This is a genomic window from Pseudomonas frederiksbergensis (assembly GCF_001952935.1).
In the GTDB taxonomy this organism is placed as follows: domain Bacteria; phylum Pseudomonadota; class Gammaproteobacteria; order Pseudomonadales; family Pseudomonadaceae; genus Aquipseudomonas; species Aquipseudomonas frederiksbergensis.
Window position 1 is genome coordinate 4,033,380 of sequence record NZ_CP018319.1, and the last position, 13,640, is coordinate 4,047,019.

The following is a 13,640-nucleotide window of genomic DNA, read 5'->3' on the forward strand; positions in this document are numbered from 1 at the left end:
CCGCGCACGGGCTCTCCTTTGAACAGTGTGAGCGGCGCACTCCGGCAGCCGCTCAAGACTTCCTGTGTAGCTTAGTCGATGACTTTGGCCGACTTGATGAACACAGGGTCGGCTGGCACATCTTTCATGCCGCCACGGGTGGTGGTTTGCGAGTTGACGATGACGTCCACCACGTCCATGCCTTTTACGACTTTACCGAAGACCGCATAGCCGTCACCGCTGTCGAGGAAGTCATTGTCCTTGACGTTAACGAAGAACTGGCTAGTGGCCGAATCAGGATTGGAGGTGCGGGCCATGGACAGCGTGCCACGGACGTTGTGCAGACCGTTCTTGGACTCGTTCTTGATCGGTGCCTTGGTTTCTTTCTGCTGCATTTGTTGAGTGAAACCACCACCCTGGATCATGAACCCGGGAATTACCCGATGAAAAATCGTGTTGTTGTAGAAGCCGCTGTTGACGTAATCAAGGAAGTTCTTGGTACTGATCGGCGCCTTGACCGGGTCCAGTTCGATTTCGATCTGGCCATTGGTGGTCTCCAGCAGCACGTGCGGCGCCTTGGCGGGCGTTGCGGCCATCAGGTTGGCGGCAAACAGAACGGAGCCAGCGACGAGGGCGATTTTTTTCAGCATGGGTCAGTGATCCTGAGTGAGGTGGTGTCGACTGCGGTGAGAAACTCGAGCAGCGTTTGGTTGAATATTTCGGGTTGATCCAGCGGGGTGGCGTGGCGCGAATCGGCGATCACCACCAGCCGCGCATCGGGCAGCAGTTTTACATAGGTCTCTTTCAGCGAGACCGGTGTGTAGTCACGGTCGGCGCTGACGATGAGGGTTGGACAGGACACCTTCGAAAGTCGTTCCTGAACCCCCCAGCCAACGATTGCATCGAAGCTGGCGAGATAAGCATGTTTGTCGTTTTTTGCCCAGCGCTTGGCCATTTTTTGTCGTAAATCTGCCTGTTCCGGTTTGGGAAACAGCTTGCCTCCAAGCGCGGTGCCGATGGCGCCGAGACTGAGAACGCGCATCAGGCTCCAGCGCTTGAACCACTGCCAGTAATCGTCGCGGCTGCGCAGTTTGACCTCGGGCGCGCTGTTGACGATGCACAGGCTTTTGAGCAATTGCGGCTGGTCCACGGCCAGTTGAAAACCGATCATGCCACCCATGGACAGGCCCACGTAATGAGTGGGGCCCAGGTTCAGGTGTTCAATGAGGGCGACCAGATCGGCGCTGAACCCGGCGATGCTGTAGGGCTCGCGGGGTTTGTCGGAGCGACCGTGGCCGCGTACATCCGGGACGATCACCCGGTAGCGGGTCGACAACGCCGGGATCTGTTTTTCCCAGTCCAGGGTGCTGGAGCCGAGCCCGTGGACCAGCAGCAACGGCGTGCCGTGGCCATATTCCTCATAGTGCAGGTTGCAACCTTCGTGTTCGAAATAGGCCATGCATACACTCCTTGTCAGGCTTGTTCAGGGGCGGCGAAAGGGGCATCCAGCGGCGCGGTATCAAAGGTGCGCAGCAGTTCGATGAGAATCTGCGTGGCCGGACCCAAGGGTTTGTCCTTGTTCGAGTACAGGTAGAAGCTCGGGTTGCGGCTGCCTCCCTGGTCCAACGGTAGCAGCTTGAGCAGGCCTTCCTTGATTTCCCGTTCAATCATGTGCCGAGGCAACCAGGCGAAACCCAGGCCGCTGCTGACAAACGTTGCCGCGGTGGCCAGGCTGCCGACGGTCCAGCGCTGTTCCGCGCCGAGCCACCCGACGTCCCGTGGTTGCTGCCGGCCAGAGTCGCGGATTACTACTTGCAGCTGGCTTTCCAGGTCCTGGAAATTCAGTTCGCGGTTGAGGCGATGCAATGGATGCTCGGGATGGGCAACCGCCACGAATTCGACGTCGCTCAATTCCGCGCCCAGATAACCGGGAATGCTGAAGCCACTGATGGCCAGATCGGCCACGCCTTCGAGCAAGACTTCTTCCACACCCGACAATACTTCTTCGCGCAGACGCACCCGACAGCCACGGCTTTGCGGCATGAACGCGGTCAAGGCGCGAACGAGGCGGGCGCTCGGGTAGGCGGCGTCGACCACCAGCCGCACTTCTGCTTCCCAGCCTTGTTCCATGTGATGGGCCAGGTCTTCCAGCTGGCTGGCCTGTTTCACCAGTTGCCGCGAACGGCGCAGCAGCACGCCGCCGGCTTCGGTCAGCACCGCTTTGCGGCCGTCGATGCGCAACAGCGGCACGCCGAGTTGGTCCTGCATGCGCGCTACGGTGTAGCTCACCGATGATTGCGAGCGGTGCAGCGCTTCGGCGGCCTGGGCGAAACCGCCGTGGTCGACCACGGCCTGTAACGTTCGCCATTGATCAAGGGTCACGCGGGGCGCTTTCATGAATAGCTCCTCTTGTCCTAAGCTGGCAGTCCATATTGGAGACTGCTGAATGAAAAAGCTTTGTAGTGTGGTATCGGGTTGTGTGTTGCTGGCGGTGCTGCCGCTGACGGCGTTTGCCTATCCGATCGACGTTGAAAAACAGCTGAACGGCATGAGCATCGACTACAACGCGTATGACACGGATAGCGACATCGCCTCCATTCAGGTGAACAACTACGGCACCACCGATGCGGCCTGTAAGGTAGTTTTCAACAATGGCCCGGAAGCGCCACGCACCCGCAATATCGAAGTCGCCGCTGGTAAGCACAAAAATGCCACCGCCAAGTTCAACCGAAGCATCATCAAGATGCGTATCAAGCTGACCTGCACCCCCAAATGACATGTGGCGAGGGGATTTAGCGAAACGTCGCACCGCCCCGTTGGGCTGCGAAGCAGCCCCAAATTCTCTGATGTACCAAAGATCTTGTGAGTGCTACGCGCTCAAACGGGGGCAAGCCCCCTCACCACAGCCCGCTCCCACAGGGCATGCTCTGCTTATAAACGAATTTATTGATGGGTTATAGCAGTTATTTGCGCTTTTTCATCGATTTAACTCTGTTTAACCTTCACTCCATCGACTTACAACATTCTCAGATGGAGGCTACATCCCATGTCCCGCGTTCTGATCATCGAAAGCAGCGCTCGTCAGCAAGACTCGGTTTCGCGTCAACTGACCCAGACCTTCATCAGCCAGTGGCAAACCGCGCACCCGAACGACTCAATCACCGTTCGTGACCTGGCCGTCAACCCGGTGCCGCACCTGGATATCAACCTGCTGGGCGGCTGGATGAAACCTGCCGAACAGCGCAACGACATCGAACAGGTTTCCCTGGAACGCTCCAACCTGTTGACCGATGAATTGCTGGCCGCCGATGTACTGGTCATGGCCGCGCCGATGTACAACTTCGCCATCCCGAGCACCCTTAAAGCCTGGCTCGACCATGTGCTGCGTGCCGGTGTGACCTTCAAGTACACCGAAACTGGCCCGCAAGGCCTGCTCAGCGGCAAGCGTGCCTACGTGCTGACTGCCCGCGGCGGAATCTACGCCGGCAGCACCGCGGATCACCAGGAACCCTACCTGCGTCAGGTCATGGCGTTCATCGGGATTCACGACGTGACGTTCATTCACGCCGAAGGCATGAATCTGGGCGGTGACTTCCAGGAGAAAGGCCTGAGCCAGGCCAACGCCAAGCTTTCCCTCGTCGCCTGAGGCTTTAATCGCCAGATAATCCCTTGATGTTCAAGTGATCTGGCGCAACCCCTTCATGGCTTTACGCGCATCGACCTCCCTTTGCACTTGTTGCTCCTGAGTGCTGTAGCCCGATTGAACGCTTTAGCGAGATCGGGCTTTTTTTGCCTGCTATTTAGTGAATGAGCACACCCCCCCGTGGGAGCGGGCTTGCTCGCGAAGAGGCCGTGTCAGTCGACATCAATGTTGAATGACATATCGCTTTCGCGAGCAAGCCCGCTCCCACAGGGGGTTGTGTATGGGCGGGTGTTCGCGATAACGGGCAAAACCCGCTATCGTCGCCGCCATTCGAAATGAGGCGACCATGGGCTATCTACTTTTTGTCACGCTGATCCAGGCGTTTTCCTTCAGCTTGATCGGCGAATACCTGGCCGGTCATGTCGACAGTTACTTCGCGGTGCTGGTGCGAGTGGTACTGGCGGGGCTGGTGTTCATTCCGTTGACCCGCTGGCGTTCGGTTGAGCCGGCGTTCATGCGCGGCATGCTGCTGATCGGCGCGTTGCAATTCGGCGTGACTTACGTCTGCCTGTACCTGAGCTTTCGGGTGCTGACAGTGCCGGAGGTGTTGCTGTTTACCATCCTCACGCCGCTACACGTGACCTTGATCGAAGATGCGCTGAACCGGCGCTTCAACCCGTGGGCACTGGTCGCGGCACTGGTGGCGGTGATGGGCGCGGCGGTGATTCGCTACGACCGGATCAACCCGGATTTCTTCATGGGGTTCCTGCTGCTGCAACTGGCCAACTTCACCTACGCCGCCGGGCAAGTGCTCTATAAGCATCTGGTGGCCCGCCATCCGAGCGATTTGCCGCATTACCGGCGCTTTGGTTACTTCTACCTCGGGGCATTGGCGGTGGCGTTGCCGGCGTTTCTGTTGTTCGGCAAACAGAACTTCCTGCCCGAAGCACCGCTGCAATGGGGCGTGCTGATATTCCTCGGGCTGGTCTCGACGGCACTCGGGTTGTACTGGTGGAACAAAGGCGCGTGCCTGGTGAATGGCGGGACGCTCGCGGTGATGAACAACCTGCATGTGCCGGTGGGGTTGCTGATCAATCTGCTGATCTGGAATCAGCATGAAGAACTGGGGCGGTTGTTCCTCGGTGGATCGGTGATTTTGATGGCGGTGTGGATCAGTCGGTTGGGCGTCAGGCGAGAAGTGCTGCCGTTGCGGGAACGGGCATGACGGACCTGATCGCCGCCATCGAGCAGATCTATAAGCCCGCAGGCATGACGTTAACGGATGAAGCTTGGCGCGAGGAGGAGAGTGCCGAATACGGCGCCTGTCGCTTTAGCCTCAATGGCCAGGTGATTGTCTTCCGGGTGGCGAAAACCACGCCGACCAAGATCGGTCAGTTCGTTACGCTGTGGAAGCGGCCAACGCCGACCGGCGAAATTGCACCGCTCGACAGCGGCGATGGCGTCGCCTTTGTGGTGGTGAGCGTTGCTGATGAAACCCGTCACGGGCAGTTTGTGTTTGACCGGGAGATATTGGCGGCCAAAGGGGTCATGTCGATTGATGGTGAAGGCGGCAAGCGAGCGATTCGCGTGTATCCGCCGTGGTCCAGGCCCGTCGCTAAACAGGCAGTCAGGACGCAGCAATGGCAGCTGAAGTATTTCCTCGCGCTGGACCAAAGCGGTCATGCCGACCCCGTTCAGGTACGCCAACTCTTCAGAACATAGACACTAAACCCTGTGGGAGCGGGCTTGCTCGCGAAGGCGGCGGGTCAGTCAGCCTCATTGTCGAATGACACACCGCTTTCGCGAGCAAGCCCGCTCCCACAGAAGGCGGTATCACATGATGTGTTTTTCGGGTTCAGGAATATGGCTCGCGCCCAACATCGCCGGCAACAACCCCGCCCGCAAATCCCCGCCACTGGGCTGCTGATAAAGGCTCAAGCCAAACTCCGGCAACACCGCCAGCAAGTAATCGAAAATATCCCCCTGAATCCGCTCGTAATCCGCCCACACGGTGGTGCGGGTGAAGCAGTAGATTTCCAGCGGAATGCCCTGGGCGGTGGTTTGCATCTGGCGGACCATGCAGGTCATGTTCGGCTGAATCTCCGGGTGACTCTTCAGATACGCCAGCGCATAGGCGCGGAACGTCCCGATATTGGTCATCCGCCGACGGTTGGCCGACATCGCCGCCACATTACCCTGGGCCTCGTTCCAGGCCTTGAGTTCAGCCTGCTTGCGACTGATGTAGTCGGTCAGCAGATGCACCTGAGCCAGTTTTGCCTCTTCGTCGTCGCGCACAAACCGCACGCCGCTGGCGTCGATGAACAGGCTGCGCTTGATCCGTCGTCCACCGGATTGCTGCATGCCGCGCCAGTTCTTGAACGACTCGGACATCAGGCGCCAGGTTGGAATCGACACAATCGTCTTGTCGAAATTCTGCACTTTGACTGTGTGCAGCGTGATATCCACCACGTCACCGTCGGCACCGACTTGCGGCATCTCGATCCAGTCGCCGACCCGCAGCATGTCGTTGCTGGTCAGCTGCACGCTGGCGACGAACGACAGCAGAGTGTCTTTGTAGACCAACAGGATTACCGCCGACATGGCGCCCAGCCCTGACAGCAGCAATAGCGGCGAACGGTCGATCAGCGTGGCGACGATGATGATCGCGCCAAACACGTACAAGACCATTTTCGCCAGTTGCACGTAGCCTTTGATCGAGCGGGTGCGGGCATGTTCGGTGCGCGCGTAGATGTCGAGCAGGGCGCTGAGCAGCGCACTGATGGCCAGCACCAGGAATAGAATGGTGAACGCCAGCGCTACATTGCCAAGGAAGATCAGGCTGGTCTTGCCCAGCTCCGGCACCAGGTGCAAGCCGAACTGGATCACCAGCGAGGGGGTGATCTGCGCCAGGCGATGAAAGACCTTGTTATGCCGAAAGTCATTGATCCAGTGCAGCGCTGGCTGGCGACCGAGAATTTTGGTCGCATGCAGAATGAGGAAGCGCGCCACTCGTCCGAGGGCCAGCGCAACCACCAGCAATACCACCAAAGCCAGGCTGGAATGCAGGAGCGGGTGCTGATCAAGGGCACCCCAAAGGTCTTGGACGTTGAGCCAGAGCTGTTTGATATCCATGGGTAAAAACGGTTCTTCTGTAGGACGCGACGGGGCGATTAGAGCATTTAAGACGCTTTGGATGACGTTTGAGGACAAAAGAGGCAACAAAAAAACCACTGTTTAGCGCCGTTTGTATAAAGAAACTCGGCCTGAGCGCTCGAAACCGTTACCCTATGCAGCTGTTTTTTTGTATTTCTTCGAGGTAGCACCCGTGTTTTCCCAATTCGCCCTGCACGAACGCCTGCTCAAAGCCGTGGCCGAGCTTAAATTTGTCGAGCCAACGCCTGTGCAAGCAGCGGCTATTCCGCTGGCGCTCCAAGGGCGTGACCTGCGGGTGACAGCGCAAACCGGTAGCGGCAAAACCGCTGCATTCGTTTTGCCGATCCTCAACCGCTTGATCGGCCCGGCCAAAGTCCGCGTCAGCATCAAGACCCTGATCCTGCTGCCGACCCGCGAGCTGGCCCAGCAGACCATCAAGGAAGTCGAGCGCTTCGCTCAGTTCACCTTCATCAAGTCCGGCCTGATCACCGGCGGTGAAGACTTCAAGGTCCAGGCCGCCATGCTGCGCAAGGTGCCGGACATTCTGATCGGTACGCCGGGCCGGATGATCGAGCAACTGAACGCCGGCAACCTCGACCTCAAGGAAGTCGAAGTACTGGTCCTCGACGAAGCCGACCGCATGCTCGACATGGGCTTTGCCGAAGACGTCCAGCGTCTGGTGGAAGAGTGCACCAACCGCCAGCAGACCATGCTGTTCTCCGCCACCACCGGTGGTTCGGGCCTGCGCGAGATGGTCGCCAAGGTACTGAACAACCCTGAGCACCTGCAGCTCAACAACGTCAGCGATCTGAATGCGACCACCCGTCAGCAGATCATCACCGCTGACCACAACCAGCACAAAGAACAGATCGTCAACTGGCTGCTGGCCAACGAGACCTACCAGAAGGCCATCGTGTTCACCAACACCCGGGCCATGGCCGACCGTATCTACGGCCGCTTGGTGGCGCAGGAATACAAAGCGTTCGTCCTGCACGGTGACAAAGACCAGAAGGATCGCAAGCTGGCCATCGACCGTCTGAAGCAGGGCGGCGTGAAAATCCTCGTCGCCACCGACGTCGCCGCTCGCGGCCTCGACGTGGAAGGCCTGGACCTGGTGATCAACTTCGACATGCCGCGCAGCGGCGACGAATACGTTCACCGCATCGGTCGTACCGGCCGCGCCGGCAACGATGGCCTGGCCATCTCGCTGATCTGCCACGGCGACTGGAACCTGATGTCGAGCGTCGAGCGCTACCTCAAGCAGAGCTTCGAGCGCCGCACCATCAAGGAAGTCAAAGGCACCTACGGCGGACCGAAAAAGGTCAAGGCCTCGGGCAAAGCCGTTGGCGTGAAGAAGAAAAAAGTCGACGCCAAAGGCGACAAGAAGAAAACCGGCGCCAAGGCCCCGACCAAGCGCAAGATCGCCAACCGCCCGAAGACCGACGCCCTGTCGCTGGTCAGCAAGGACGGCATGGCGCCGCTGAAACGCCGCAAGCCGGAAGCGCCGGCTGCTGAATAAGCAGTTCTAGCGACCCATAAAAACCGGACCCAGGTCCGGTTTTTTTATGCCTGGGATTCCTGAGCCGGATCAACCCTCGGTTTTCTTCTCCGCGGAATCCAGCTCCTTCAATCGCTGATCGATCAACTGGCACTTGTCCGGCAGATCCTTGCTGGCCGTCCCCAGATCCATTTTCTGCAACTCGGCGTTGATCTCCTTGGCTTTGGCTGGGTTTTGTTCGGTGAGCTTGGCGACTTCCTTGGCCAATTGTTCGCGCTTGATGGTGGCTTCCTCGGGAGTGCAGGCCCAAGCGGGAAGGGCGCAGGCGAGGGTAGCGGCGAAGGTGAGTTTCAGCAGGGTTTTCATAGGTTGGGCCTCGGTTCCGGTTAAGGCGGGTTATCCGGTTGAGGGGTGGGATGTGGGAAAAGTTCAGTGGCAGAGGCGGGCATCCTGTAAGGCGCCTCAGGCAAACGGCAGTAACTACAGAACACCACGCAACGGGAGCGAGCCTGCTCGCGATAGCGGTGTATCAGTTGATATCAAAGTTGAATGTTAGTCAGTCATCGCGAGCAGGCTCGCTCCCACAAGGAATTTGTAGTGTTCATGGGGACTGTATCCAGCCGGGACCAAGCCCCCGATAGCTGTGCCTCGACCCCTTAAGGTCTACCCTCCATGGCAGCAACTGGCCGAAGCCTTGTCATCATACTGATCATGAAGCCGCACCCATTCCATGATTTCCTCTTCGTTGCGGCCCTTGGGCGTGAGGTCGAGGTAGTTGTAGGCGCCGACCAGTAGGTCCAGACCGCGGGCATAAGTGGAATAAGTGTGGAAAATCTCCCCCGCTTCATTGCGATAAAACACGCTAAGGCCGGGAAGTTCTTCTTCGGCGCCGTCGGAGTTTTCGTAGTTGTAGGTGGCTTTGCCGGCGGTGACGTCTTCGGCTCGGGCGGAGACGCCAAAGTCGTAGTTGAAATCGCAGCCTTCTGACGACACCCAATCGAATTTCCAGCCCATGCGTCGTTTGAAGGCTTGGAATTCGGCGAACGGTGCGTGGGAAACCGCCACCACGGCGACGTCATGATGGGCCAGGTGTTGGTTGGCGCCGTCAATGTGATCGGACAGGAATGAGCAGCCGGAGCAGCCTTCTTCCCAGCCTTTGCCAAACATGAAGTGGTAGATGATCAACTGGCTACGACCGCCGAACAGGTCCGCCAGTTTCAGTTCGCCGTTCGGGCCCTGGAAATGGTAGTCCTTGTCGATTTTCACCCAAGGCAGGGCGCGGCGTTTGGCGCTGAGTTTGTCTCGCTCTTTGGTGAAGGCTTTTTCGTGGGCCAGGTGTTGCTTGCGGGCGACGAGCCATTCTTCTCGGGAGACGACGGGATGATTCTGAATGTTCATTGGGATTCTCCTGCGGGATGCTGGGAGGGGACTTACACAGCCTAGTCGTTTGGCCTACGCCCAATTCGACATACCGCCGGTCGGTGCTGTTCAAAACCTCGGCTGAACGGCTACGAACCGCGCCGGTCACAACCTATGAAGGCCATCTCACTTGCGGGCACCGGAGGTTGAATCAGGATGACGACTTATAACTGGGATTTGATTGAACGCTTGCTGCATGAGGTGCAGAACGGCGCTGGCCACACTTTCACCCCTCGGCCTTACGCTGAGCAGTATGCGGCGGAGAAAGCGTCGAAAGGTGAGCCGTTTGAGAACCTGGATCACCTGAAAACGGTAGCGGGCGAGTACGAAAAATTACTGCTGCTGCGAGGTTATATCGAGCCACGGCCAGAAGATCAGGGTGGCAATGGCGAGAACTACATTTTGACGCCTCGGGGCTCGAGTTTGTTGAGCCTGATCGACAGCAGTATTCCGGGGAATGACCATCCGCGGCAGGTGTTGGATGAGCAGGAAGATGCACTGGATGAGGTGAGGTTTGATCAGATCGCGTCGAGGGCGCAGATTGCCTGACGATTACCCCAGAACTCCTGTGGGTGTGAGCCTGCTCGCGATTGCGGTACATCAGTAACATCATTGTTTACTGATACACCGCAATCGCGAGCAGGCTCACTCCCACAGGGGATTTGCGTTGCGCTTAGCTCTGTTGTGCTGCTTTCAGGCACTTCAAATCGTTGAAGTCCTTGCGCACACCTTCTATTTTCTTCAGCAGCCGCTGGCGCTGTTCCGGTGTGCTGTCGGCCATCAAGTCCACAAATAATGCCCGGGCCTGGGCTTCGGTGCTGGCGAAGGCCTGGCGATAAGCGGGCGTCCACAAACTCTCGCGATTGACCAGAAGCGTCTCGATTCGCTGTGGGAATTCTGGACTCTGGCGCTGCGCAACCGCCGCACTGAACTGCTTCTGCCAATGGCCGCGGTTGGCGATCCATTGCGTATTCTGGTCACCCAAGGCGTTTGACCACGCGACAACACGCCGCTGCTGGGTTGCGCTGAGCGGGCCGAGCCAGTCGTTCAGGCGTTTTTCCATGCGCTGGCTGCGGGCCTTGATCTGTTGGTCGAGAGACGGCTTGAGGTATTGCTCCTGGCGTTTACGCTGGTCCTTGGCGAAGGCCTCGTTCATTTCCGCGACTTGCTGGTCATTCAGCCCCTGCAACAGCTCAATGGCCGACGGGGTGATTTCCCGGGCGGTCTGGGCGATGGCGGCTTTGGCTTCCTGGGTGCGGGTTTGCAGTGCGGCTTCGGTGACCTGGTTGGTTTCTACCATCACTTGCAAGCGATCCAGCCAGTCGAGGTAGCCCGGCAATTGCGTGGTGCAGTGCCAGCTCAGGTGCTCTTTGAGGCGCTCATTAAACCAGTCTTTTTGCTCCCCGTTCATGTCCAGGTAGTCGCTGAGCGTCCACGGAATGATCACGTCGAGGTTGCGATAGGCCAGGCCCACGCGGCTGCACGCACCGAGGGCGAGACTGAGGGTGATAACGACGGCGAGACACTTCAACCAGCGCGACATGGGCGAATCCTTTGCGAAGTCCTGGCTTTTTTAATGGGCTTTTCTATGTGAACGCAGGATAAGCCTCGCAGTTCAGCTGATCAGTAAAAGGCGCGTTCGGCCTTGAGGGTGACCAACCCGTCGCATTGGCTGTTGTGCCCGGAATAGGCGGAGCAACTGCTGCCGCTCAAGTTGGAGTCACTGTAGATCAGGTCCAGATCGACGCCCATGAACGGGCGGGAAAGTTGCACTGACCAGTCGGTGAAACTGCCTACATACCCACCGTCGACGGACACCGGCGTGTTGAGCTGGTGGGTGGTGTATTTCATGCTGATCCCGATGCCAAATGGCTGATTGCCACCGAGGTCGGCGAATACGGTGCTGTTCTGTTTGTCCGGGTCGTTGCTGAAGGCTGCGCCGAAACGGCTGCCCAGAAAGGTCAGGCCACCGAAAAGCTCTTGGCTGTCGAGGGTGTCCACTTTCGGATAGCTGTAACGGATCAGGCCGACTTCGTACCCGAGGCTATTATCGAAAGGCTGTTTAAACCCCATGTAGGAGTCGACTTCAAGGTTGGCCCCTGGCGTTAAACCCATGCTGGGTGCCCATTGGCCCACGTAAAAACCGCTGTCATGACTCAGGTCGAGCCCTCCGTGGAACGAGCCGGTGCTGGAAGGTTTGACCAGCCCCTGGGCCATGCTTCGGCTGGGGGTGGTGCCAAGTTTGAGATCGAAGTCGCCCAGCTCACGCTGAAAGATTTGCGCATTGGCGACCGAACACGACAACAGGGTGCCGAGCAATAAATAGGAGGGTTTGAGCATGCGTCACTCCATGACAGCGAGGTGCAGGCACTAAAAACCTACTGAAACGCGTGATCTAGACGTGTGCAAGCATACCGGCGAATGCTCGGCATCGAAGGCCGTTCGTCGATTTTTGAAATATTGGTTTGTTTGCGGGGGTGTTGCGAGGAGGGTTCCAGTCCAAGCGCTTCGAAGCTCAAAGCGCTTAGGGACCAGGTGACGCGGCGGATCTTGGGGAAGTTACTTCTTGCCCAGGGTGATCTGCTTGGACGGGCCAAACGTCTGGCCGCTGACGCCTTTGGCAATTTGCTGGATCTCTCCGCCGGACTTGAGGAACGCAGCAATCTGGTTGTTGATCGATTCGCTGGTTTCAACGGCTGGAGCTGGCTTTGCTTTGCTGTTGGATGCTTTTACACGCATGGCGGCCATTAACCTATAGAAAATTAACTTGGCCAGGCATCGTACAGGAAATACTTGACAATTGCTTGGTAAATATCCTCCCGAAATGTACGGGGCAGATGAAGAATTAATCACAAGTTATTGTTCTGAATAGGCCTATAAGCTGCTGTTTTAACTAAGAACGATCGTCAAAAATTACAGTTCTCGGCCTGGCGGACAGGGGCGAAAATCTCCAGGATGGCCTGACGAGCGGCCTGGCGCTTGCGGTAAAACCCAGGAAAATTGAGCCCTTCAGAGGATTTTCTCGCGCCACCGGGCTGGCTAGCGAACGCGGCCCGCAAAACCGGGTAGAATGCCGCCCACGCAATGAGGGTATTGGAAATGGCTTTAGTCGGGCGCTACAACAGTTTGCAAGTGGTTAAACACACTAACTTCGGTTTATATCTGGACGGTGGCGCGGATGGCGAAATCCTCCTGCCTAATCGTTATATTCCCAAAGATATTCCCAGCGAAGATGAAGACTGGCTCAACGTTTTTGTTTATCTGGACAGCGATGACAAACTCATCGCAACTACCGAAAAGCCGAAAGTTCAAGTCGGTGAATTCGCCAGTTTAAAAGTCGTTGAAGTCAACAGCATCGGTGTTTTCCTGGATTGGGGTTTGCCGAAGGATCTGTTGCTGCCGTACTCCGAAGAAAAACGTCAGATGACCGCCGGCGAGTATGTCGTGGTACACGTCTACCTCGACAAGCACACCCGCCGCATCACCGCGACGGCGCGTCTGGACCGCTACCTCGACAAGACTCCGGCCAACTACACCCCTGGCCAGGAAGTTGATTTGCTGGTTGCCGAAGCCACCGATATGGGTTTCAAGGCGATCATCAACAACAAGCACTGGGGCCTGATCCACAAGAACGAAATCTTCAAGTTCATGCGCGCCGGTAAAGAAGAGAAGGGCTTTATCAAAGAAGTCCGTGCCGACGGCAAGATCAGCCTGAGCCTGCAACCGGTAGGCGAAGAAGCCGCCACCAGCCTGAACTCGAAGATTCTCGCCAAGTTGCGTGACAACAATGGCAGCCTGCCGGTCAGTGACAAGAGCGACCCGACGGTGATCAGCAGTATGTTTGGCGTGAGCAAGGGCAACTTCAAAAAGGCCATTGGTGCGTTGTACAAGAACGGCCAGATCGTCATTCACGCCGATCGCATTGAGCTGAGCTGACTGAGCCCTCGG

General features: G+C 57.7%; 15 protein-coding genes and 1 pseudogene. 7 read left to right on the forward strand and 9 right to left on the reverse strand.

The window, feature by feature from the left end; all coding sequences use genetic code 11:
• Window positions 1–71: 71 nt before the first annotated feature.
• The 3 genes and pseudogenes from PFAS1_RS18840 to PFAS1_RS18850 all read right to left on the reverse strand — a co-directional run bounded on the left by PFAS1_RS18840 (window position 72) and on the right by PFAS1_RS18850 (window position 2,376).
• Window positions 72–629 (reverse strand): peptidylprolyl isomerase A, encoded by a 558-nt coding sequence (locus tag PFAS1_RS18840; protein ID WP_008153188.1) that lies wholly within the window; start codon window positions 627–629, stop codon window positions 72–74.
• A gap of 3 nt (window positions 630–632) precedes the next feature.
• Window positions 633–1,438 (reverse strand): annotated as a pseudogene (locus tag PFAS1_RS18845) (alpha/beta fold hydrolase).
• A 14-nt stretch (window positions 1,439–1,452) separates the two neighbouring features.
• A complete protein-coding gene (locus PFAS1_RS18850; RefSeq protein ID WP_074874335.1) occupies window positions 1,453–2,376 on the reverse strand; it encodes a LysR family transcriptional regulator in 924 nt (307 codons plus the stop codon).
• Between the two features lie 49 nt (window positions 2,377–2,425).
• On the opposite strand from PFAS1_RS18850, the gene PFAS1_RS18855 reads away from it, so the two are divergent.
• From PFAS1_RS18855 to PFAS1_RS18870, 4 genes are all read left to right on the forward strand, one after another.
• Window positions 2,426–2,755 carry a 3-phosphoglycerate kinase gene (locus tag PFAS1_RS18855; RefSeq protein WP_076030105.1) on the forward strand — a complete coding sequence of 110 codons (330 nt, stop codon included), beginning with the start codon at window positions 2,426–2,428 and terminating at the stop codon, window positions 2,753–2,755.
• Between the two features lie 270 nt (window positions 2,756–3,025).
• Complete coding sequence (locus PFAS1_RS18860) at window positions 3,026–3,625, forward strand: FMN-dependent NADH-azoreductase (RefSeq protein ID WP_076030106.1); 600 nt, start codon at window positions 3,026–3,028, stop codon at window positions 3,623–3,625.
• A 343-nt stretch (window positions 3,626–3,968) separates the two neighbouring features.
• On the forward strand, window positions 3,969–4,847 hold the full coding sequence (locus PFAS1_RS18865) for a carboxylate/amino acid/amine transporter (protein WP_076030107.1): 879 nt from the start codon (window positions 3,969–3,971) through the stop codon (window positions 4,845–4,847).
• Window positions 4,844–5,344, forward strand: coding sequence for a MepB family protein (locus PFAS1_RS18870; RefSeq protein WP_076030108.1), 501 nt, complete (start codon window positions 4,844–4,846; stop codon window positions 5,342–5,344). Before PFAS1_RS18865 ends, PFAS1_RS18870 begins: the two co-directional genes overlap by 4 nt.
• Window positions 5,345–5,455: 111 nt before the next feature.
• Here the strand turns inward: PFAS1_RS18870 and PFAS1_RS18875 are convergent, their stop codons facing one another.
• Window positions 5,456–6,754: a mechanosensitive ion channel family protein gene (locus PFAS1_RS18875; protein ID WP_076030109.1), complete on the reverse strand. Its 1,299-nt coding sequence runs from the start codon at window positions 6,752–6,754 to the stop codon at window positions 5,456–5,458.
• 193 nt (window positions 6,755–6,947) lie between these two features.
• Between PFAS1_RS18875 and PFAS1_RS18880 the strand changes: the two genes are divergently transcribed.
• Window positions 6,948–8,294 carry a DEAD/DEAH box helicase gene (locus tag PFAS1_RS18880; protein WP_008153197.1) on the forward strand — a complete coding sequence of 449 codons (1,347 nt, stop codon included), beginning with the start codon at window positions 6,948–6,950 and terminating at the stop codon, window positions 8,292–8,294.
• Window positions 8,295–8,363: 69 nt separating this feature from the next.
• Here the strand turns inward: PFAS1_RS18880 and PFAS1_RS18885 are convergent, their stop codons facing one another.
• Complete coding sequence (locus PFAS1_RS18885) at window positions 8,364–8,639, reverse strand: hypothetical protein (protein ID WP_076030110.1); 276 nt, start codon at window positions 8,637–8,639, stop codon at window positions 8,364–8,366.
• A gap of 297 nt (window positions 8,640–8,936) precedes the next feature.
• Window positions 8,937–9,671, reverse strand: coding sequence for a DUF899 domain-containing protein (locus PFAS1_RS18890; protein WP_076030111.1), 735 nt, complete (start codon window positions 9,669–9,671; stop codon window positions 8,937–8,939).
• A gap of 177 nt (window positions 9,672–9,848) precedes the next feature.
• Between PFAS1_RS18890 and PFAS1_RS18895 the strand changes: the two genes are divergently transcribed.
• Window positions 9,849–10,241, forward strand: a complete 393-nt coding sequence (locus PFAS1_RS18895; RefSeq protein WP_076030112.1) for a transcriptional regulator — start codon at window positions 9,849–9,851, stop codon at window positions 10,239–10,241.
• Between the two features lie 124 nt (window positions 10,242–10,365).
• Here PFAS1_RS18895 and PFAS1_RS18900 read toward each other — a convergent pair whose 3' ends face one another.
• From PFAS1_RS18900 to PFAS1_RS18910, 3 genes are all read right to left on the reverse strand, one after another.
• Window positions 10,366–11,235, reverse strand: a complete 870-nt coding sequence (locus PFAS1_RS18900) for a DUF6279 family lipoprotein (RefSeq protein WP_076030113.1) — start codon at window positions 11,233–11,235, stop codon at window positions 10,366–10,368.
• A gap of 80 nt (window positions 11,236–11,315) precedes the next feature.
• Entirely contained in the window at window positions 11,316–12,032 is a 717-nt protein-coding gene (locus tag PFAS1_RS18905) for a TorF family putative porin (protein WP_076030114.1), read from the reverse strand.
• A 219-nt stretch (window positions 12,033–12,251) separates the two neighbouring features.
• Entirely contained in the window at window positions 12,252–12,440 is a 189-nt protein-coding gene (locus PFAS1_RS18910) for a hypothetical protein (RefSeq protein WP_017337097.1), read from the reverse strand.
• Between the two features lie 351 nt (window positions 12,441–12,791).
• Between PFAS1_RS18910 and PFAS1_RS18915 the strand changes: the two genes are divergently transcribed.
• A complete protein-coding gene (locus PFAS1_RS18915; RefSeq protein ID WP_008153208.1) occupies window positions 12,792–13,628 on the forward strand; it encodes a CvfB family protein in 837 nt (278 codons plus the stop codon).
• Window positions 13,629–13,640: the final 12 nt, after the last annotated feature.

Bases quoted from the DNA above. Each gene is read 5' to 3' on its own strand.
- PFAS1_RS18840 (WP_008153188.1), bottom strand. From the start codon at position 629: ATGCTGAAAAAAATCGCCCTCGTCGCTGGCTCCGTTCTGTTTGCCGCC.
- PFAS1_RS18850 (WP_074874335.1), bottom strand. From the start codon at position 2,376: ATGAAAGCGCCCCGCGTGACCCTTGATCAATGGCGAACGTTACAGGCC.
- PFAS1_RS18855 (WP_076030105.1), top strand. From the start codon at position 2,426: ATGAAAAAGCTTTGTAGTGTGGTATCGGGTTGTGTGTTGCTGGCGGTG.
- PFAS1_RS18860 (WP_076030106.1), top strand. From the start codon at position 3,026: ATGTCCCGCGTTCTGATCATCGAAAGCAGCGCTCGTCAGCAAGACTCG.
- PFAS1_RS18865 (WP_076030107.1), top strand. From the start codon at position 3,969: ATGGGCTATCTACTTTTTGTCACGCTGATCCAGGCGTTTTCCTTCAGC.
- PFAS1_RS18870 (WP_076030108.1), top strand. From the start codon at position 4,844: ATGACGGACCTGATCGCCGCCATCGAGCAGATCTATAAGCCCGCAGGC.
- PFAS1_RS18875 (WP_076030109.1), bottom strand. From the start codon at position 6,754: ATGGATATCAAACAGCTCTGGCTCAACGTCCAAGACCTTTGGGGTGCC.
- PFAS1_RS18885 (WP_076030110.1), bottom strand. From the start codon at position 8,639: ATGAAAACCCTGCTGAAACTCACCTTCGCCGCTACCCTCGCCTGCGCC.
- PFAS1_RS18890 (WP_076030111.1), bottom strand. From the start codon at position 9,671: ATGAACATTCAGAATCATCCCGTCGTCTCCCGAGAAGAATGGCTCGTC.
- PFAS1_RS18895 (WP_076030112.1), top strand. From the start codon at position 9,849: ATGACGACTTATAACTGGGATTTGATTGAACGCTTGCTGCATGAGGTG.
- PFAS1_RS18900 (WP_076030113.1), bottom strand. From the start codon at position 11,235: ATGTCGCGCTGGTTGAAGTGTCTCGCCGTCGTTATCACCCTCAGTCTC.
- PFAS1_RS18905 (WP_076030114.1), bottom strand. From the start codon at position 12,032: ATGCTCAAACCCTCCTATTTATTGCTCGGCACCCTGTTGTCGTGTTCG.
- PFAS1_RS18910 (WP_017337097.1), bottom strand. From the start codon at position 12,440: ATGGCCGCCATGCGTGTAAAAGCATCCAACAGCAAAGCAAAGCCAGCT.
- PFAS1_RS18915 (WP_008153208.1), top strand. From the start codon at position 12,792: ATGGCTTTAGTCGGGCGCTACAACAGTTTGCAAGTGGTTAAACACACT.